Raw genomic sequence first — 18,565 nt, forward strand, 5'->3', positions numbered from 1 at the left:
TCGACCCGGAGCGGTTTCCGCGCTAGGGCGGCCATATGCATCATCTGTTTCTCGTCATGCTGGGCGGCGCGGTCGGCGCCGGCGCGCGGCATCTGGTCGGGCGCGCCGCGCTTGGAATTTGGGGGCCGGGGTTCCCGATCGGCACGTTAGCGGTCAACGTCGTCGGCGGGCTTGCCATGGGGTTGCTCGCGGGCTGGCTCGCGACGCGGGCGAGCGGGGACGAGGCGCTGCGCTACCTGCTCGGCGTCGGCGTGCTTGGCGGCTTCACCACCTTTTCGGCCTTTTCGCTCGAGACCGTGCTGATGATCGAGCGCGGCGCGCTGGTGACCGCGCTGCTCTATATCCTTGCCTCGGTCGCACTCTCGATCGGCGCGCTGTTCGCGGGGCTGCAGGTCAGCCGGATGGTGGCGGCATGAGCACCGAGAATGTCCGCCAGTTCACCGTCGCGCTCGACGATGACGGCATCCGGCTGGATCGCTGGTTCAAGCGGCATCTGCCCGATACCAGCTTCAACATCGTGTCGCGCTGGGCGCGGACGGGGCAGCTGCGGGTCGATGGCGCGCGCGCGACGCCGGGTGATCGCATCCAGGCGGGACAGGTAATCCGCGTGCCCCCGGCGGACGCCACGCCGGTCGCGACCGCCAAGCCGAAAAAGGCGCGTCCGGTGCTGTCGCTCGAGCAGATGGAATTCGCCGAATCGATGGTGATCCATCGCGACGCGCAGGCGCTGGTGCTCAACAAGCCGCCGGGGCTCGCGACACAGGGCGGGACCAAGACGCACGACCATGTCGATATGCTGCTCGACGGGCTGTATTTCGACCTGGATACGCGGCCCAAGCTGGTCCACCGGCTCGACAAGGATACGTCGGGCGCGCTGGTGCTGGCGCGGACGGCGCGGGCCGCCGCCTATTTTTCGAAGAGCTTTTCGGGGCGGACGGCGCGCAAGACCTATTGGGCGATCATCGTCGGCGTGCCGAGCATCGAGGATGGGTTCATCGACCTGCCGCTGGGCAAGCAGCCCGGCACCGGTGGCGAGAAGATGCAGGTTGACGAGAAGGAGGGCCAGCCCGCGCGCACCCGCTATCGCGTGATCGACCGCGCCGGCAACCGCGCCGCCTGGGTCGAGCTGCAGCCGCATACCGGGCGCACGCATCAGCTGCGCGTACACATGGCGGCGATCGGCCATCCGATCGTCGGCGATGGCAAATACGGCATGGCCGAAGCGTTCCTGTCGGGGAGCATCAGCCGCAAGATGCACCTGCACGCGCGCCGCATCCGCATCGACCATCCCGATGGCGGCAAGCTGGACGTGACGGCGGACCTGCCGACGCATTTTGCGGAGACGCTGATCCAGCTCGGCTTTAACCTCGAGGATGGCGACAATCTGCCGTCGGACGAAAAGGCGCCGCCGACCAAGGAACAGGAAAAGGCCTGGGCCAAGGCGCATGCCAAGACGTTCCGTAAGGAGCGGCGCGGGGAGCGTCAGGGGCGTCGGGATACGACGGCTGCCAGGAAGCCGGCGAAGAAGCCCGCCCGGAAGCCGACGAAGAAGCCATGATCCGGCTCGCCGTCTTCGACTGCGACGGCACGCTGGTCGATTCGCAGGCCAATATCTGTCGCGCGATGGAGGCGTGTTTTGTCGCGCACCGGTTGGAGCCGCCGACGCGCGAGGATATAAGGCGGATCGTGGGGCTGAGCTTGGTCCCCGCGATTGCGCAACTGCTGCCTCAGGCCGATCCGGCGATGCATGTCGCGATGGCGGAGGCGTATAAGAGCGCATTCCACGCGATGCGGATGGACGCGGCGCTGGATCCCGAGCCGCTGTTCGATGGCGTCGCCGAGGCGATTGAGGCGCTGGCCGATGCAGGGTGGCTGCTGGGTGTCGCGACGGGCAAGTCGGATCGCGGGCTGGCGCTGATTCTGGAGCATCATGGGCTGACCGACCGGTTCGTGACGCTGCAGACCGCCGACCGGCATCCGTCCAAGCCGCATCCGGCGATGCTGCAGGCCGCGATTGCCGAGGCTGGAGGCGATCCGCTGCGCACCGCGATGATCGGCGATACCAGCTACGACATCGCGATGGCGGTGAACGCGGGCACGCACGCGGTCGGGGTTGCGTGGGGCTATCACGAGGCGCATGAACTGCACGCCGCCGGGGCGCATCATGTGACGACGCATGCACGCGAGCTGCCGGCGCTGTTGGAGGCGTTATGACCGAGGATCCGGCCCGCAACCGCTATTTCGCGATGGTGTTCGCGCAGATGATTGCGGTCGCCGGCGCGGTGTTCGGCCTGATCATCATGGGCCGTGCCGAGGATATGGTGATGCGCCTGCTGGGCGCGGCGATCCTGTTGTCGGGCCTCTATTGCATCGCCGTGGTGCCGCGCGCGCTCGCCCGGCGCTGGCGCACCCCGCCGACGGAATAGGATCATGCGACGGTTCTGGAAGGAGGTCGCGCTGGTCGCGGCCGATGGCGGGCATGACGTGCATCTTGACGGCAAGCCGGTGCGTACGCCGGGGCGCGCGCCGCTGACGCTGCCGAATCCTGTGCTGGCCGAGGCGGTGGCGGAGGAGTGGCGCGGCGTGGCTGAGACGATCGACCCGCGCGCAATGCCGCTCACGGGCCTGGCCAATGCCGCGATCGACCGGATCGCGCCCGACCCCGCCGCGTTCGCCGCTGGCCTTGCCAAATATGGCGAGAGCGACCTGCTCTGCTACCGCGCAGACCATCCGCTGGAGCTGCAATTGCGGCAGGCGGCGAGCTGGGACCCGCTGCTGGGCTGGGCGCGGGAGCGTTATGGCGCGGCACTCACCATGACCACCGGCATCGTGCATGTCGCCCAGCCCCCCGAAGCCGTGACGGCGCTGGCCGAAGCGGTCGCGGCGCGGTCGCCGTTCGAGCTGGCCGGGCTGTCGCCGATCGTCACCGTCACCGGGTCGCTGGTCGCGGCGCTGGCGCTGATCGAGCGGGCCGCAGACCCCGAGGATATCTGGTCCGCGGCCAATCTGGACGAGGACTGGCAGGTCGAGCATTGGGGCGAGGACGAGCTCGCCCGCAAGGCGCGCGATGCGCGGCGGGCGGATTATGCAGCAGCGGTCAGGTTTCTGCATTTGCTCTGAATGAGTAGGGTGGTAGCGATACCATCATAAAGCCGCCGCCAGAGGGCTGGTCGGTCGAAGAGGGGATCACGGGGTGTTCGAGAAACTGCTCGCCGACACGTTGCGTGCGCTGGGCGACGTCATGGGTGCCCATGGCCCGGCGGTGAATGCCGCCGCGAGCTTTACCCCGAACGACCACAGCATCCATTTCTTTCTGCAGCTTGCGCTGATCATCCTCGCCGCGCGCGTCGTCGGATGGCTGGGGCAGAAGTTCCTGGGTCAACCGCAGGTGGTGGGGGAGATGATCGCGGGCGTCGTGCTCGGCCCGTCGCTGTTCGGGCTGTTCTTCCCCGAGTTGCAGGCGGCGATCTTCCCCAAGGAAACCAAGAACGTCCTGTATGTCGGCGCACAGTTCGGCGTCGGGCTGTACATGTTCCTGGTCGGTTGCACGCTGCATCTCGACCATTTCAAGACCAAGGCGAAGAGCGCCGCCACCGTTTCGGTCGCGGGCATCGCCACGCCCTTCGTGATGGCCGCACTCATCACGCCACTGTTGCTCGATGTCCCCGGCCTTTTTGCCGAGGGGATCAGCCAGTGGAGCGCGACCTTGTTCATGGGCGCGTGCATCGCGCTGACCGCGTTCCCGATGCTGGCGCGGATCATCAATGAGCGTGGCCTGGCCAACACCTCGCTCGGCACCTTGTCGCTGACGGCGGGTGCGTTCGACGACGCGGTGTCGTGGTGCGTGTTGGCGATCGTGCTCGCGACCTTTGGCGGCGGGCCGGGGATTGCGGTGATCGCGATCGTCGGGGGCGTCAGTTACGCGATTTTCATGCTGATCTTCGGCAAACGGCTGCTCGCATCGCTGGGCCGCGCGGTCGAGGCGCGCGGCGAGATGAGCAATCTGGTGCTGGCGATCACGCTGATGCTGTTCTGCCTGTCGGCATTTCTGATGGACGCGATCGGCATCCATGCCGTGTTCGGCGGCTTCCTGCTGGGCGTATGCATGCCGCGCGGGCTGTTTGTCGAGGAGCTGAAGCGGAAGGTCGAGCCGCTCGCGGTGGTGATGCTGCTGCCGATGTTCTTCACCTATTCGGGACTGAACACGCGGATGGACATGGTCAACAGCCTGTCGCTGCTCGCCATCGCGCTCGGGATTCTCGCGGTGTCGATTTTGGCCAAGCTCGGCGCGTGCTGGGCGGCGGCGCGGCTGTCGGGCGAGGATAATCGCACCGCGCTCGGCATCGGCGCGCTGATGAACTCGCGCGGGCTGATGGAGCTGATCATCATCAATATCGGCCTGCAAAAGGGGATTATCGGGCCGACGCTGTTTTCGATGATGGTGCTGATGGCGATCGTCACGACGATGATGGCCGGGCCGCTGTTCGAAGCGGTCTATGGCAAGCGCGCGCGGGCGAGCGGGGAACTGGATGCGTTGCGCGGCGAGGATGGCGACGCGCCGGGCGCCGCCATCGCTCCGCGTCCGGTTTAGGCGGTCAGCACTGGCGGCTTGGGCAGCAGCCAGGCGATCACTGCCCCGGCGGCGAGCCAGCCGGCGACTTCGCTGATCCACAGATAGATGAAATAGCCCCAGGGCGCGTGGTTGAACACCGGCTGCCCCAGCTGGCTATAGGCGGTGAAGGCGACGGCAAACAGGCCGACCGCAGTCAGCCGCTGCGCGAAGCTCATGCCAGTGGTCAGCCGCGCCAGCGCGAACGCCAGCAGCAGCGCGCAGAGGATGCCGAGGATCAGCCCGCCGACCAGTGCGGCGGTATCCGGCAGGGCGAAGCCGTTGGTGTTGAAGAGGACGAGTGCGGTCGGCCCCTCACCATAGGCCTGCGTGCCGAGCGGCGTGCCCGGCCACGGGATTGGATAGGCGCCGCTGCCGTTGGGGCCGAGATGCTGCGCGAGCGCGGCCTGCACGGCGACGCTGGCACTGTCGCCCGCGTTGCTGGTCGCCAGCATCGACAGCGGCGTGCCCCAGAAAATGAACCCGACGATCCACATCGCGACCCCGCCCAGCAGGCCGCCCAGCAAGACTCTTGGCATTTGCGCTCTCCCCATCGTTTCGGCGCAGGTTAGTGCAATCGTAACAATCGGGCGATCTGAAAGTTCAGTTGTTGGTCGGCTGCGCCGAGGCGGCACCGGCCCGCTCCCCCACCCGGCCACCCAACGACAGTGTATGCGATGGGTGGCCGGGTGGGGGGGCGGGCCGGTGTCGGATTACAGCAAACGAAATCAGCGCGTGGCGAGGCCCATTTCGATCGCCTCTTCGGCGCGTTCGCGGATGAAGCCGATCAGGCCGGGCTTGCGCGAACGCTTTTCGCGCTCGGCTTTGAGGATCGTGTGGACCTTCTCGAAGCACGCATCGAGATCGTCGTTGACGACGACATAGTCATAGCCGTCCCAGTGGCTCAGCTCACGCTCGGCGCGCTTCATGCGATACTGGATCACGTCTTCGCTGTCGGTCGCACGCGCGCGCAGGCGCTTTTCGAGTTCGGTCAGCGATGGCGGGACGATGAAGATGCGGACGACGTCGCCGCCCTCAAGCTGGAACAGCTGCTGCGCGCCCTGCCAGTCGACGTCGAACAGCACGTCCTGCCCCGCGGCGAGCATGCGCTTCACCGGCTCGCGCGGGGTACCGTAGCGATAGTTGAAGACATGCGCCCATTCGAGGAATTCGTGCCGCGCGGCGCGGGCCTTGAACTCGTCGGTGCTCAGGAAATGATATTCGCGGCCATCCTGCTCGCCCGCGCGGATCGGGCGGGTAGTCGCGGAGACCGACACGCCCATCCCGGGTTCGCGCTCGAGCAGCTTGCGCGCGATGGTCGACTTGCCCGCGCCCGAGGGGGAGGACAGGACGAACAACACGCCCCTGCGGTCGAACTCATATTTGGAATCGCGATGCGCCATGCGCGCCATTGGCGCGGGCGAGGCGGTTACGTCAAGGCTGGGAGGCGGTTAATAGCGGCGACGGCGCCCCGTGAGGAGCGACCAGAGCAGGATCACGCCGCCGATCACCCAACCGAACGGGCCCATCCGCGTCAGCGCACGCTGACCGACCGCACCGACGATCGCGCCCTTCATCCCGCCACGCCCGTCGCGGCGGTCGATTGCACGCCCCAGCAGTGCGGCGAAGATGGTGCGGATCATGCCGCGCGCGCCTGCCACCGGCGGCGGACATAGCGCGCGCCAAGTGCCGCGGCGCCAAGCACGATTGCGGCCGGAATCACCGTCTTGCCGACACGCCAGGCGGCGATGCCGGCGATGGTGCCGAGCGTACCGCCCTCGCCATCGCTCTCATCGATACGCTTGCCGATATAGCCCGCCACCAGATCGCCGATCATCGTCCAAACTCCTTATTTCCGGTCGCGAGGTCGAACACCTCGCCCATTCCGCGCAGCCCGGTCCAGAAGGCCGCGCCCGCAAATGCAACCGCGACGCCGCCCAGCAGCGCTCCAATGATCGATCCGTCCATTAACCAAGCCTCCGTTCGGAGGAGGAAAAGCGCGAAGCCGCAATGGGTTCCGCGTCGACGAGTCAGACCATCGTTTCGGGACGGACAAGCCGGTCGAAGGTTGCGGCATCGACCAAGCCGAGCGCCAGCCCCGCCTCGCGCAGCGTCGTCCCCTGCGCATGCGCGGTCTTGGCGATCTTCGCGGCATTGTCATAGCCGATCTCTGGCGCGAGCGCGGTGACGAGCATCAGCGAGCGCTCGACCAGTTCTGCAATGCGATCCTCGTTCGCGGTCATGCCATCGACACAGCGCTCGGCGAAGCTCTCCATCCCGACACTGAGCAGATGGATCGAGCGCAGCACGTTCGCGCCGATCAGCGGCATGAACACGTTGAGCTCGAAATGCCCCTGCATCCCCCCGACGGTCACCGCCTGGTGATTGCCGATCACCTGCGCCGCGACCATCGTCAGCGATTCGCACTGGGTGGGATTGACCTTGCCCGGCATGATCGAGCTGCCCGGCTCATTCGCGGGGAGCGACAGCTCGCCCAAGCCCGAGCGCGGGCCGGAGCCGAGGAAGCGGATGTCGTTGGCGATCTTGGTCAGCGCCACCGCCAGCGTGTTGAGCGCGCCCGAGAAGAAGACGAGGCCATCCTTGGCCGCGAGCTGCTCGAACTTGTTGGGCGCGCTTTCGAAGGCGGTTCCGGTGATGTCGGAGATGGCGGCGGCCATATCCTCGGCCCAGCCCGCTGGCGCATTGAGCCCGGTGCCAACTGCGGTCCCACCGATCGCGAGCTTGCGCAGATTGCCGTTCAGCGCCCCCTCGATCCGCGCTTTGCAACTGATCAGCTGCGCGGCGTAGCCCGAAAACTCCTGTCCCAGCGTCAGCGGGGTCGCGTCCTGCGTGTGGGTGCGGCCGATCTTGACGATATGCCCCCACGCTTCAGCCTTGGCGACCAGCGCTGCCGTCAGCCGATCGAGCGCGGGCAGCAGCGCGTCGCGCGTCGCCAGCACCGCCGCGACGTGCAGTGCGGTGGGGAAGCTGTCGTTCGACGACTGGCTCATGTTCACATGGTCGTTGGGGTGGACGGGCGACTTGCCACCCCGCGTCCCGGCGAGGCGTTCATTGGCGTAGCCGGCGATCACCTCATTGACGTTCATGTTGGTCTGGGTGCCGCTGCCGGTCTGCCAGATCACCAGCGGAAACTGGTCGTCGAGCTGCCCAGCGACGATCGCGCTTGCCGCATCCTCGATTGCCGCGACGATCTCCGGCGCCAGGCCGTGCTTCGCATTCACCCGCGCCGCCGCCTGTTTGACAATCGCCTGCGCGCGGACGATGCCGATCGGCATCCGCTCCATCGCGCCGAACGGGAAATTCTCGATGCTCCGCTGGGTCTGCGCGCCCCAATAGGCGGTGGCGGGTACCTCGATCGCGCCGATCGAGTCGGTTTCGGTGCGGGTATCGGTCATGCAGCCTCCATCATCCCCGCCCAAGCTGGGATGCGCGGCCGCAAACGCAAGCCTTACTTCTTCCGCTTGAAATCCACCGCGACGACGTTCGACCCGTCCTCGACCGGGGTCGCGATCGGCGGCTCGTCATTTTCCGCTTCGTCATGCGGGTCGGGACCGTCTGGGTCTTCCGCCGCCTGAAAGCGCAGCTCGAAATTGACCGCGGGGTCGTGAAAGCCGGTGATCGCCGCAAACGGGATCGTTAGGATCGACGGGATCTGGTTGAAGCTCAAGCCCACCGAGAAGCGGTTATCGTCGACCTTCAGGTCCCAGAAGCGGTGCTGAAGGACGATCGTCATCTCGTCCGGGAAGCGTTCGATCAGCCGATCGGGAATGTCCACGCCGGGCGCGCGCGTCTTGAACGTGATGTAGAAATGGTGCGCGCCGGGCAGCGCGCCGGTCGCGGCGACCTGATCCAGCACCCGGCCGACGACCGCGCGCAGGGCCTCCTGCACGATCTCGTCATAGGGAATCAAGCTGTCAGGTACATTGCCGGTCATGCCCCTGACCTAGCGACGCCAGCGGAGCGGTCAAGATTTCTTGCCATTCACCAAAGTGCAGGGGTGATTGCGCCCGCCCGCGCAACCGCTATGGGGACGGCCATGCGTACCGCCACGATCAGCCGCAAGACCAGCGAGACTTCGGTCGATGTGACCGTGAATCTCGATGGCACCGGCAGCTACACGATCTCCACCGGGATCGGCTTTTTCGACCATATGCTCGAGCAGCTGTCGCGCCATTCGCTGATCGACCTCGACGTGAAGACCGTCGGCGACCTGCATATCGACCAGCATCACACGGTCGAGGATACCGGCCTTGCGATCGGCGAGGCGGTGGCGAAGGCGCTGGGCGACAAGCGCGGCATCCGCCGTTACGCCGATGCGCTGAGCCCGATGGACGAGACGCTGACCCGCGTCGCGCTCGACATTTCGGGGCGCCCCTTCCTGGTGTGGAAGACGCAGTTCAGCCAGAAGCGGCTGGGCGAAATGGACACCGAGATGTTCGAACACTGGTTCCACAGCTTCGCCCAGACCGCCGGCCTGACGCTGCACGTCGAGACGCTGTACGGCAGCAACAACCACCATATCGCCGAAGCCGCGTTCAAGGGCCTTGCCCGCGCGCTGCGTGAGGCAGTGGCGATCGACCCGCGCAAGGCGGACACGATCCCGAGCACCAAGGGGACGCTGTAATGGCCCGACTGGACGCCGCGCCGGTCTGTGTCATCACCTTGAGCTACGTCGCGCCGATCGAGCAGGTCGACGCGCAGATGGCGGCGCATGTCGCCTGGCTGGAAGCCGGTTTTGCGGAAGGGCTGCTGCTGATCGCGGGGCGTCAGGTGCCGCGCACCGGTGGCATCATCCTGTGCCGCGGCCATCGCGCCGAGGTTGAGGCCTTTGCCGCGACCGACCCGTTCGTCAGCTCTGGCGTCGCGACGGCGAGCGTGACCGAGGTGGCGGCCAGCTTCGCCGCCGACGCGCTGGCACCGCTGCTGTCATGACCATCGCGCTGATCGATTACGGCGCGGGCAATCTTCATTCGGTCCACAATGCGCTGAAGGCCGCCGGGGCGAACAATATCGCGGTGACCGCCGATCCCGACGTGGTGGCGCAGGCCGATCGCATCGTTCTGCCCGGCGTCGGCGCGTTCGGTGCCTGCGCCGCGGGGCTGCGCGCGATCCCCGGGATGGTGGACGCAATGGAGCGCCGCGTGCTCGAACAGGGCGCGCCGTTCCTCGGCGTGTGCGTCGGCATGCAGCTGCTCGCGACGCGTGGCGAGGAACATGGCAGCCATGATGGCCTGGGCTGGATGGACGGCGTGGTGCGCGAACTGCCGGCCGGGGACGTCCATGTCCCGCACATGGGCTGGAACGACGTGACCCCGCTCGCCCCGCATGCGCTGATCGAGCCGGGCGAGGCCTATTTCCTGCACAGCTTTGCCTATTCCGGCAGCGGCGTGCTGGCGATTACCGACCATGGCGGTCCCGTCACCGCCGCGATCGGGCGCGACAATATCCTTGGGGTGCAGTTCCACCCCGAAAAGAGCCAGCATTATGGGCTGGCGCTCCTCCAGCGTTTTCTAGGGTGGAAGCCGTGATCGTTTTTCCTGCCATCGACCTCAAATCCGGGCAGGTCGTCCGCCTTGCCGAGGGGGATATGGCGCGCGCCACCGTCTATGGCGACGACCCCGCAGCGCAGGCCGGCTTGTTCGCGCAGGCCGGGGCCGAGTGGCTGCACGTCGTCGATCTCGATGGGGCGTTCGCGGGTGAGTCGATCAATGGTGTCGCGGTTGCGGCGATCGTCGATCGTTTTCCGGGCAAGGTCCAGCTGGGCGGCGGCATCCGCAACCGCGCGTCGGTCGAGCGCTGGCTCGATCTCGGCGTGACCCGCGTGGTGATCGGCACCGCCGCGCTGGAAGATCCCGACTTCGTACGCGAGTCCGCCAAGGCGCATCCCGGCCGCGTCGTCGTGGCGGTGGATGCGCGCGACGGCTTTGTCGCGACCAAGGGTTGGGCCGATGTCTCGACCGTGTCGATCGCCGAACTGGGCCATCGCTTCGAGGATGCGGGCGTTGCGGCGTTGCTGTTCACCGATGTCGGCCGCGACGGACTGCTCAAGGGCTGCAATGTCGAGGCGACGGTCGCGCTCGCCGCTGAGGTGTCAATCCCGGTGATCGCCAGCGGCGGAGTCGCGGGGATTGCGGATATCCATGCGCTGGTCGGAAAGCCCGGGATCGAAGGCGTGATCACCGGGCGGGCGCTGTATGACGGGCGGCTTGATCTGGCCGAGGCGATCAGGGTCGCCGCATGACCGTCCGCGCGCGCGTCATTCCCTGTCTCGACGTCGCCGGGGGGCGGGTCGTCAAGGGCGTGAACTTCGTCGATCTGGTCGATGCCGGTGATCCGGTCGAGCAGGCGCGCGCCTATGACGCCGCCGGGGCGGACGAATTGTGCTTCCTCGACATCACCGCCAGCCACGAGGCGCGCGGCACGATCCTCGATGTCGTCCGCCGCACTGCCGAGGTGTGTTTCATGCCGCTGACCGTCGGCGGCGGGGTGCGCAGCGTCGAGGATGCCCGCGCACTGCTGCTGGCCGGAGCGGACAAGGTCGCGGTCAACAGCGCGGCGGTCGTGCGGCCCGAACTGGTCGCGGACATTGCCGAGAAGATGGGCAGCCAATGCGTCGTCGCTTCGGTCGATGCGCGGCAGGTGGAACCGGGCCGCTGGGAAGTCTTCACCCATGGCGGGCGCAAGCCGACCGGCATCGACGCGGTCGAGCACGCGCTAAACCTTGCGCGCCTTGGTGCGGGCGAATTGCTCGTCACGTCGATGGACCGCGACGGCACGCGCGACGGATACGACCTGCCGCTGATCCGCACCATCGCCGATCAGGTGCGCGTGCCGGTCGTCGCATCGGGTGGGGTCGGCGGCCTCGCCGATCTCGTCGCGGGCATCGTCGAGGGGCATGCCAGCGCGGTGCTCGCCGCGTCGATCTTCCATTTCGGTCAGGCGAGCATCGCCGATGCGCATGCCGCGTTGGCGGGTGCGGGCATCCCGGTGCGCACCGTCGGTTAACTTGACAGTTACCGGTTGCGGTGGGGCGGCGTTAACCCTCGACTCCCGCTGATGCGGCGCGTTCGTACCCGCTGGCAGGCTTCTTGCTCCGCTCCCGGCAGACAACCGGTAACGGGAGAACCCCATGATTCGTACCAGCCTTCGCCTCGCCGCGCTTGCCGCCGCCTTCGCCGCCGCGCCGGCGCTGGCCTATGACAAGCCGCCGAGCTCGACCCCGCCGGGATCGTCGTCGGGCGGCGGCACCGGATCGTCGGGCGGCAGCCCCACTTCGATCCCCGAGCCGGCCGCGATCGGCCTGTTCGCGCTGGGGATTGCTGGCGCTGCGATCATGCGCCGCCGCAAGCGCGAGGATTGAGCTTAAACCTTTTGGCAGGGTCGCGGGTTTAGGCTTCGCGCATGATCCGCGCCCTGCCCCTGATCCTGCTGACCGCCGCACCCGCATTTGCGGCGCATAGCGGCGAAATCAGCCGGCGGACGATGCCGGAGCTGTCGGATCTGGCGCTGGCGGCGATGGCCGCGGGCGGGCTGTGGCTCGCCCAGCGCGCGATGCGGCGCCGAGCCCGCGCGCGGCGCGAGGGCGGTTCGCAGGATTGACACCGGCGCTTCGCTGACCGACTGCGCGACCATGGCCGACGACATTCTCGCGACGCTCGAATCCGTGATCCGCGACCGCCGCATGCGCGATCCGGCGTCATCCTATGTCGCGAAACTGACCGCGAAAGGCCGCGCCAAGATCGCTCAGAAGCTGGGCGAGGAGGCGGTCGAGGCCGCGATTGCCGCGGTGCAGGACGACCGCGCCGGGTTGACCGGTGAAGCGGCGGACCTGATCTTCCACCTGCTCGTCCTGCTCGCCGACATGGACCTGTCGCTTGATGACGTCCGCGCAGAACTGGCGCGGCGCGAGGGGGTGTCGGGGATCGAGGAAAAGGCGAGCCGGAACGGCTGAGCTGATCGTCACCCCCGCGAAAGCGGGGGCCCATCTCCCGGATTGTCCACCGGCTGCACCGGATTTGAATTTGGCCAGCGCAGGAGATGGCCCCCGCTTTCGCGGGGGTGACGGGCTGGCTATGACAGGCGGAAAGGAGACCCTGATGCCCGTCGACGCGACTCAGCCCTATGACGACAGCAACATCTTCGCGAAGATCCTGCGCGGCGAGATTCCGGCCAAGCGCATCTATGAGGACGATTACGCCCTCGCCTTTCCCGATATCGCCCCCGTCGCGCCGACCCATATCCTGGTAATCCCGAAGGGCGCCTATGTCAGCTGGGACGATTTCAGTGCGCGGGCGTCCGACGCGGAGATTGCAGGCTTTGTCCGCGCGGTGGGCAAGGTGGCGCGCGAGGCGGGGCTGGTCGCGCCGGGATATCGCCTGCTCGCCAATGCCGGGGCCGATGCGCACCAGACGGTCGGGCATTTGCACGTCCACCTGTTTGCCGGGCGCAAGCTGGGACCGATGCTGGTCGAGGGGGCGACGGTTGACGCGATGCTCGCGCGCGGCGATGCGATTGGTTAAGTCTGCCGTATCATTTGTAACAAAGCTGCAATTCGGGGATTGCGTGCGACCGATTTGCGGCTAGGCTCTCCCAGCTTTCGTATCTGCGGCGACCGGTCACTCCGGCGTCGCCAAGGGGGAAACCTTCATCATGATATTTGGTCGCGTTAAGCCACTCGGCGCGATCCTGGCGACGGCGGAGAAGAAATCGCTCCATCGCTCGCTCGGATGGTTCCAGCTTACCTTGTTCGGCATCGGTTGCGTCATCGGCACCGGTATCTTCGTGCTGACCGCGGCAGGCGCGCAAAAGGCCGGTCCGGGCCTCATGCTGGCCTTTGCCATCGCTGGCCTGATCTGCATCGTCGCCGCGCTCTGCTATGCCGAGATCGCAGCGATGATCCCGGTCGCGGGCTCCGCCTATACCTATACCTATGCGACGATGGGCGAAGTGCTCGCCTGGACCGTCGGCTGGGCGCTCGTCCTCGAATATGCGGTGGCGGCAAGCGCCGTGTCGGTCGGGTGGTCCGGCTATTTCACAGGGACGATATTGAACGAGTTCCTGGGGATACAGCTGCCCGCATTCCTGTCCGGCGCGCCGCTCGCGCTGGGTGGTGTAGAGGGCGGGTTCATCAACCTGCCGGCGGTGGTGATCGCGCTGCTCGTGACCTGGCTGCTGATGATCGGCACGACCGAGAGCGCCCGCGTCAACGCGATCCTGGTCGCGATCAAGGTGACGGCGCTGACCGCCTTCATCGTGCTGACCCTGCCGAGCGAGTATTTCTCGACCGACAAGTTCAACCCCTTCCTCCCCGCCGGCGTGTTCGGCGGCTTCGGTTCGGGCCTGGGCGCGGTCGGCGCGGCGGCGACGATCTTCTTCGCCTATGTCGGCTTCGACGCGGTTTCGACCGCGGCTGAAGAGACCAAGAACCCGCAGCGCAACGTGCCGATCGGCCTGATCGGGTCGCTGCTGTTCTGCACCGTCTTCTACATCCTCGTCGCGGCGGGCGCAGTCGGCACGGTCGGCGGTCAGCCGATCATGGGCCCGAATGGCGTTCCTTTCCCGGCCGGTTCGGAAGAGCTGGCGCGCCAGTGCGCCACCTATGCCGCCGACGCGCTGCCGCTCGTCTGCTCCAACGAGGCGCTGGCGCATGTGCTGCGTCAGATCGGCTGGTCGGGCGTGGGCAACATGCTGGGCATCGCCGCGTTCGTCGCGCTGCCGTCGGTCATCCTGATCCTGCTGTTCGGTCAGACCCGCGTGGCATTTGTGATGAGCCGCGACGGCCTGCTCCCCGAATCGTGGAGCAAGGTGCATCCCAAGTGGAAGACGCCGCACATCATCACCGCCATCACCGGCGGCGCGGTCGCGGTTGCAGCGGCGTTCCTGCCGGTCGGCAAGCTCGCCGACATCGCCAATGCCGGCACGCTCTATGCGTTCATGATGGTCGCCATCGCGGTGATGATCCTGCGCAAGACTGCCGCCGACACGCCGCGCAAGTTCAAGACACCGATGCTGTGGCTGATCGGCCCGGCGACGATCGCGGGAACGGTCTTCCTGTTCCTCAACCTGCCGCTTGAGGCGATGCTGGTGTTGCCGATCTGGGCGGCGGTGGGCCTGGTGATCTACTTCCTCTACAGCCGCAGCCGCAGCCATCTCGGCAAGGGCATCGTGGAAAGCCACGAGGTCGAGGCGGTGACGGAAATAGAACCGCACACCCCCGGCACGCACTAAGCGCCGGGGCGACTGCCCGAAACAGAAAGGGCCGGGGTTTCCCCCGGCCCTTTTTTATCGCGATACTGGCGGTTCAGCCGAACTTGGCGGCGATTTCCTTGAGGTCCGCCTCGGGCCGCGCGCCATAATGCGAGATGATCTCCGCCGCGCAGGCCGCACCGAGCTTCAGCGACGTCTCGACGTCCCAGCCCTGCGCCTGGCCGTGGAGGAAGCCGGCGGCGAACAGGTCGCCTGCGCCGGTGGTGTCGACCACCTTCTCGATCGGCTCGGCCGGAACCGCGACGCGGGTACCGTTCTGCACCGCAATCGCGCCCTTTTCGCTGCGGGTGACGACCAGCGTCGGGACCTGCGCCGCGACCTTCTCGACCGCCGCGTCGAACTCTTCGACCTGTGCGAGCGCGAGCAGCTCATTCTCGTTCGCGAACAGGATGTCGACGAGGCCCTCGGCGATCAGCGCGCGGAAATCGTCGCCATGGCGGCTGATGCAGAACACGTCCGACAGGGTGAATGCAACCTTGCGGCCAGCGTCGCGCGCGATTCCGATCGCGGCGCGCATTGCCTGGCGCGGTTCTTCCGGATCCCACAGATAGCCTTCGAGATACAGGATCGCGCCGCCCGCGATCAGGTCGCGGTCGAGCGCCGCTTCGGGCAGGAACTGCGATGCGCCGAGGAAAGTGTTCATCGTGCGCTGGCCGTCCGGCGTCACGAAGATCAGGCAGCGCGCGGTGGTCGGCTGGCCCGGGCGGACCGCGGTGCCGAAATCGACGCCGGCGGCGCGCAGGTCGTGGCCGAACACCTGACCCAGCTGGTCGTCGGCGACCTGGCCGATGAATGCGGTGCGGCTGCCGAGTGCGGCCATGCCGGCGACGGTGTTCGCCGCCGAACCGCCCGAAACCTCACGGCCCGGGCCCATCTTGGCATAGAGCGCGTCGGCTTCTTCGGGCGAGAACATGAGCTGCATCGAGCCCTTGGCGACGCCGATTTCTTCGATGAAACTGTCCTCGGCCTGGGCGAGAATGTCGACAATGGCGTTGCCGATTGCGACGACGTCGTGGGTGGGTGCGGTCACTTCTGTCTCCGGAGAATAGATGTCGCGCGCCTATAGCGCCATCCGGCCCGGCGCAACTGCGTTGACTTGGGCGACATCGCCCCGCAACGATGTCCACATGGTCCAGGCGCTGCTTCTTTCGATCGGCCAGTTGTTCGACAAGCGCATCGTCGCGGTGTTCGCCAAGTCGATGCTGGTGACGCTGGCGATCTTTGCCGCATTGGGCGCGGGGCTGTGGTTCGGGATCGAGTATCTTGTCGCCACCTATTTCTCGGCCAGCCAGAGTATCGCGAGCCTCGCCGCGGCGACCGCGGTCCTGATCGCGCTGCTCGGCGCGTGGCTGTTGTTCCGTATCGTCGCCATCGCCGTGATCGGGGTGTTCGCGGACGAAGTGGTCCATGCGGTCGAGGCGAAACATTATCCCGAGCGCTTCGCCGCCGCGCGCGACGTGAGTTTTGCGCGGTCCGCCGCCATGGGGCTGCGCTCCGCCGGGCGGGCGTTGCTCGTCAACCTCGCGCTGTCGCCCCTCTATCTGATCCTGCTCGTCACCGGAGTCGGGACGGCCATCGCCTTCTTCATCGTCAACAGCTGGCTGCTGGGGCGCGACCTGGGGGACATGGTCGCGGTGCGGCACATGCCGGCGCAGGATTTGCAGCGCTGGCGGGCGAGCACGCGGCTGCCGCGCTTTGCCACCGGGGCGGCGGGAACCGGATTGTTCTTTATCCCGTTCGCCAATCTGATCGCGCCGATCGTCGGCGCAGCAATGGCGACGCACATGTTTCATCGGAGAAACGCCAAGTGAGAGTGATTGCGGCACTGTCCGCCCTTGCCCTGTTGTCCGCCTGTGGCGGCGGGGGCGTCGTACCCCCGCCCGGCCGCGCCGCGCCGGTGCCGGTGCCGCAGCCGGGCATGGCCGCGCTGACCAGCGTGATCGGGGCGAGCGCCAATGCCCTGACCGCGCAGTTCGGCCGCCCGCTGCTCGATGTGACCGAAGGCAGCGCGCGCAAGCTGCAGTTCGGCAACGGCACCTGCGTGCTCGACGCCTATCTCTACCCGCCCAAGTCCGGGCGCGGCGATCCGGTGGTGACCTTTGCCGAGACGCGCCAGCGTGACGGGTCGCCGATCGATCAGGCCAGCTGTGCGGCGGCAATCCGGGCGAGCCGGGCGGGGCGGTAGGGCGCGGCTCAGGAAGAAGAAGACCCTCCCCAACCCCTACCGCAAGCAAGAGGGGCTAGTAGGCGCGCACGCCCAGCAACACCCGGCGCATGTCGCCGTGGGTGCTGATTGTGAGCCACAGCAGATAGGGCAGCAGGAACCCCGCCCCGCCGAAAAAGGCGACCAGCGCCAGTGCGAGGCCGCCAGCCGAAAAGCCGTTACGCCATGCGGTCCACAGCGCCGAGAGGACCAGGAAGCACAGGAAATCCAGGTTGAACTGCCCCGGCCAGGCGAGCTTGGCCATATCGCCGAAGAAGATCGGCAGCAGGTCGAGCCCGTGCCGCGCGATCACCACGCCGGTATAGCCCGCCAGCACCAGCCACAAAGCAATCAGCAACAGTTGAAACGCGCGCATCGTCACCTCCCCTATCCACCGAGCTTCGCCAGCGCCCAGTCTGCCGCCTCGCTTACCACCGGATCGGGGTCGGTCACCAGCGCCGCGACTGCGGGGCGTAGCGCCGGATCGCCGCTGTTCCCGGCGGCGATCAGGCAGTTGCGGACCATGCGGTCGCGGCCGATGCGCTTGATCGGGGAGCCTGAGAACACCTGCCTGAACCCGGCATCGTCGAGCGCGAGGAGGTCGGCCAGCTCCGGCGCGGTCAGCTCGGCGCGCGGGGCGAAGGCGATGTTGCGCGCGGCGGCCTGTGCGAACTTGTTCCACGGGCAGACCGCGAGGCAATCGTCACAGCCATAGATACGGTTGCCGATGCCTTCCCGGAACTCCTCCGGAATCGGCCCTTTATGCTCGATCGTCAGGTACGAAATGCAGCGCCGCGCATCGAGCGTGTAGGGCGCGGGGAAGGCGTCGGTCGGGCAGGCGCGCTGGCACGCATCGCAGGACCCGCAGCGGTCGCGGCCGGGCGCGTCGGGCGCCAGATCGAGCGTGGTGTAGATCGCGCCGAGGAACAGCCAGCTACCATGGCTGCGACTGACCAGATTGGTATGCTTGCCCTGCCAGCCCAGGCCTGCCGCCTCGGCCAGCGGCTTCTCCATCACCGGGGCGGTGTCGACGAACACCTTGAGGTCGCACCCGGCCTCCTGCGCCAGCCAGCGGCCGAGCGCCTTCAGCGCCTTTTTGACCACGTCGTGATAGTCCGCGCCCTGCGCATAGACCGAGATGCGGCCGCGATCCCCCTCCCCCGCCAGAGCGAGCGGATCGAGCGCGGGGGCGTAGCTCATGCCGAGCGCGATGACGCTGCGCACCTCCGGCCAGAGCCCGGCGGGGCTTTCGCGATGATGCGCGCGCTCCTCCATCCAGATCATGTCGCCATGGCGGCCCTGTTCCAGCCATTCGCGCAGGCGCTTCCCCGCCAAAGGCGCCGCATCCGCCGAAGCGTATCCGCAAGCGGCAAAGCCCAGCTCCGCCGCCTTTTCGCGAATCCGATCCTCCAGTGCCTTGCGCTCCTGCATCACCCCCCGCTACCACGGGAATCCAAGCGAGGGGA

Annotated in this window: 28 protein-coding genes; 18 read left to right on the forward strand and 10 right to left on the reverse strand. The window is 67.2% G+C overall.

The annotated features are described in order from the left end of the window. Positions 1–35 precede the first annotated feature (35 nt). From crcB to KYX69_RS13050, 6 genes are all read left to right on the forward strand, one after another. The gene (crcB, locus tag KYX69_RS13025; RefSeq protein WP_300498085.1) at positions 36–416 is read left to right on the forward strand and encodes a fluoride efflux transporter CrcB; all 381 of its coding nucleotides are present in this window, start codon (positions 36–38) and stop codon (positions 414–416) included. Beyond that, positions 413–1,558, forward strand: a complete 1,146-nt coding sequence (locus tag KYX69_RS13030) for an RluA family pseudouridine synthase (protein WP_300498086.1) — start codon at positions 413–415, stop codon at positions 1,556–1,558. Before crcB ends, KYX69_RS13030 begins: the two co-directional genes overlap by 4 nt. Next, entirely contained in the window at positions 1,555–2,214 is a 660-nt protein-coding gene (locus tag KYX69_RS13035; protein ID WP_300498088.1) for an HAD-IA family hydrolase, read from the forward strand. Before KYX69_RS13030 ends, KYX69_RS13035 begins: the two co-directional genes overlap by 4 nt. Next, entirely contained in the window at positions 2,211–2,426 is a 216-nt protein-coding gene (locus KYX69_RS13040) for a hypothetical protein (RefSeq protein ID WP_066660146.1), read from the forward strand. Before KYX69_RS13035 ends, KYX69_RS13040 begins: the two co-directional genes overlap by 4 nt. Positions 2,427–2,430: 4 nt before the next feature. Further along, entirely contained in the window at positions 2,431–3,120 is a 690-nt protein-coding gene (locus tag KYX69_RS13045) for an ATP12 family chaperone protein (protein WP_300498089.1), read from the forward strand. Between the two features lie 121 nt (positions 3,121–3,241). Next, entirely contained in the window at positions 3,242–4,591 is a 1,350-nt protein-coding gene (locus tag KYX69_RS13050) for a cation:proton antiporter (RefSeq protein WP_300498184.1), read from the forward strand. On the opposite strand, the gene KYX69_RS13055 is transcribed toward KYX69_RS13050, so the two are convergent. From KYX69_RS13055 to KYX69_RS13085, 7 genes are all read right to left on the reverse strand, one after another. Then, positions 4,588–5,148 carry a hypothetical protein gene (locus KYX69_RS13055; RefSeq protein ID WP_300498090.1) on the reverse strand — a complete coding sequence of 187 codons (561 nt, stop codon included), beginning with the start codon at positions 5,146–5,148 and terminating at the stop codon, positions 4,588–4,590. The two genes, KYX69_RS13050 and KYX69_RS13055, sit on opposite strands and share 4 nt — an antisense overlap. A gap of 189 nt (positions 5,149–5,337) precedes the next feature. Continuing rightward, a complete protein-coding gene (gene gmk / locus KYX69_RS13060) occupies positions 5,338–6,021 on the reverse strand; it encodes a guanylate kinase (RefSeq protein WP_300498091.1) in 684 nt (227 codons plus the stop codon). A 39-nt stretch (positions 6,022–6,060) separates the two neighbouring features. Next, on the reverse strand, positions 6,061–6,252 hold the full coding sequence (locus KYX69_RS13065) for a hypothetical protein (protein ID WP_300498092.1): 192 nt from the start codon (positions 6,250–6,252) through the stop codon (positions 6,061–6,063). Beyond that, positions 6,249–6,446: a hypothetical protein gene (locus KYX69_RS13070; protein ID WP_300498093.1), complete on the reverse strand. Its 198-nt coding sequence runs from the start codon at positions 6,444–6,446 to the stop codon at positions 6,249–6,251. Before KYX69_RS13070 ends, KYX69_RS13065 begins: the two co-directional genes overlap by 4 nt. Next, positions 6,443–6,577, reverse strand: a complete 135-nt coding sequence (locus tag KYX69_RS13075) for a hypothetical protein (protein ID WP_300498095.1) — start codon at positions 6,575–6,577, stop codon at positions 6,443–6,445. Before KYX69_RS13075 ends, KYX69_RS13070 begins: the two co-directional genes overlap by 4 nt. A gap of 62 nt (positions 6,578–6,639) precedes the next feature. Continuing rightward, entirely contained in the window at positions 6,640–8,025 is a 1,386-nt protein-coding gene (gene fumC / locus KYX69_RS13080) for a class II fumarate hydratase (protein ID WP_300498096.1), read from the reverse strand. Positions 8,026–8,078: 53 nt separating this feature from the next. Further along, positions 8,079–8,564, reverse strand: coding sequence for an SspB family protein (locus KYX69_RS13085; RefSeq protein WP_300498097.1), 486 nt, complete (start codon positions 8,562–8,564; stop codon positions 8,079–8,081). Between the two features lie 102 nt (positions 8,565–8,666). On the opposite strand from KYX69_RS13085, the gene hisB reads away from it, so the two are divergent. From hisB to KYX69_RS13135, 10 genes are all read left to right on the forward strand, one after another. Beyond that, positions 8,667–9,254, forward strand: a complete 588-nt coding sequence (hisB, locus tag KYX69_RS13090; RefSeq protein WP_300498098.1) for an imidazoleglycerol-phosphate dehydratase HisB — start codon at positions 8,667–8,669, stop codon at positions 9,252–9,254. Continuing rightward, positions 9,254–9,562 (forward strand): YciI family protein, encoded by a 309-nt coding sequence (locus KYX69_RS13095; protein ID WP_300498099.1) that lies wholly within the window; start codon positions 9,254–9,256, stop codon positions 9,560–9,562. Before hisB ends, KYX69_RS13095 begins: the two co-directional genes overlap by 1 nt. Then, positions 9,559–10,158, forward strand: a complete 600-nt coding sequence (gene hisH, locus KYX69_RS13100) for an imidazole glycerol phosphate synthase subunit HisH (protein ID WP_300498101.1) — start codon at positions 9,559–9,561, stop codon at positions 10,156–10,158. The genes KYX69_RS13095 and hisH overlap by 4 nt, the downstream gene beginning before the upstream one ends. Next, positions 10,146–10,871 (forward strand): 1-(5-phosphoribosyl)-5-[(5-phosphoribosylamino)methylideneamino]imidazole-4-carboxamide isomerase, encoded by a 726-nt coding sequence (gene hisA / locus KYX69_RS13105; protein WP_300498103.1) that lies wholly within the window; start codon positions 10,146–10,148, stop codon positions 10,869–10,871. The genes hisH and hisA overlap by 13 nt, the downstream gene beginning before the upstream one ends. After that, positions 10,868–11,635, forward strand: coding sequence for an imidazole glycerol phosphate synthase subunit HisF (gene hisF, locus KYX69_RS13110; protein ID WP_300498104.1), 768 nt, complete (start codon positions 10,868–10,870; stop codon positions 11,633–11,635). The genes hisA and hisF overlap by 4 nt, the downstream gene beginning before the upstream one ends. A gap of 124 nt (positions 11,636–11,759) precedes the next feature. Further along, positions 11,760–11,990, forward strand: a complete 231-nt coding sequence (locus KYX69_RS13115; RefSeq protein WP_300498105.1) for a PEP-CTERM sorting domain-containing protein — start codon at positions 11,760–11,762, stop codon at positions 11,988–11,990. 41 nt (positions 11,991–12,031) lie between these two features. Then, the gene (locus KYX69_RS13120; RefSeq protein WP_300498106.1) at positions 12,032–12,229 is read left to right on the forward strand and encodes a hypothetical protein; all 198 of its coding nucleotides are present in this window, start codon (positions 12,032–12,034) and stop codon (positions 12,227–12,229) included. A gap of 31 nt (positions 12,230–12,260) precedes the next feature. Further along, on the forward strand, positions 12,261–12,581 hold the full coding sequence (locus KYX69_RS13125; protein WP_300498107.1) for a phosphoribosyl-ATP diphosphatase: 321 nt from the start codon (positions 12,261–12,263) through the stop codon (positions 12,579–12,581). A gap of 145 nt (positions 12,582–12,726) precedes the next feature. Beyond that, positions 12,727–13,149: a histidine triad nucleotide-binding protein gene (locus KYX69_RS13130; RefSeq protein ID WP_300498108.1), complete on the forward strand. Its 423-nt coding sequence runs from the start codon at positions 12,727–12,729 to the stop codon at positions 13,147–13,149. A gap of 130 nt (positions 13,150–13,279) precedes the next feature. Continuing rightward, positions 13,280–14,857 (forward strand): amino acid permease, encoded by a 1,578-nt coding sequence (locus KYX69_RS13135; protein ID WP_300498110.1) that lies wholly within the window; start codon positions 13,280–13,282, stop codon positions 14,855–14,857. Between the two features lie 73 nt (positions 14,858–14,930). Here KYX69_RS13135 and KYX69_RS13140 read toward each other — a convergent pair whose 3' ends face one another. Further along, on the reverse strand, positions 14,931–15,926 hold the full coding sequence (locus tag KYX69_RS13140; RefSeq protein WP_300498112.1) for an adenosine kinase: 996 nt from the start codon (positions 15,924–15,926) through the stop codon (positions 14,931–14,933). Between the two features lie 19 nt (positions 15,927–15,945). Here KYX69_RS13140 and KYX69_RS13145 point away from each other — a divergent pair, with 19 nt between their 5' ends. Both KYX69_RS13145 and KYX69_RS13150 read left to right on the forward strand, forming a co-directional pair. Then, positions 15,946–16,707: an EI24 domain-containing protein gene (locus KYX69_RS13145; RefSeq protein ID WP_367280207.1), complete on the forward strand. Its 762-nt coding sequence runs from the start codon at positions 15,946–15,948 to the stop codon at positions 16,705–16,707. Continuing rightward, complete coding sequence (locus KYX69_RS13150) at positions 16,704–17,081, forward strand: hypothetical protein (protein WP_300498114.1); 378 nt, start codon at positions 16,704–16,706, stop codon at positions 17,079–17,081. Before KYX69_RS13145 ends, KYX69_RS13150 begins: the two co-directional genes overlap by 4 nt. Positions 17,082–17,136: 55 nt before the next feature. On the opposite strand, the gene KYX69_RS13155 is transcribed toward KYX69_RS13150, so the two are convergent. After that, positions 17,137–17,475: a hypothetical protein gene (locus tag KYX69_RS13155; RefSeq protein ID WP_300498115.1), complete on the reverse strand. Its 339-nt coding sequence runs from the start codon at positions 17,473–17,475 to the stop codon at positions 17,137–17,139. Between the two features lie 11 nt (positions 17,476–17,486). Beyond that, entirely contained in the window at positions 17,487–18,530 is a 1,044-nt protein-coding gene (gene queG / locus KYX69_RS13160) for a tRNA epoxyqueuosine(34) reductase QueG (RefSeq protein WP_300498116.1), read from the reverse strand. Positions 18,531–18,565 lie beyond the last annotated feature (35 nt).

It is taken from the genome of Sphingomonas sp., assembly GCF_030145815.1.
Lineage (GTDB): Bacteria > Pseudomonadota > Alphaproteobacteria > Sphingomonadales > Sphingomonadaceae > Sphingomonas.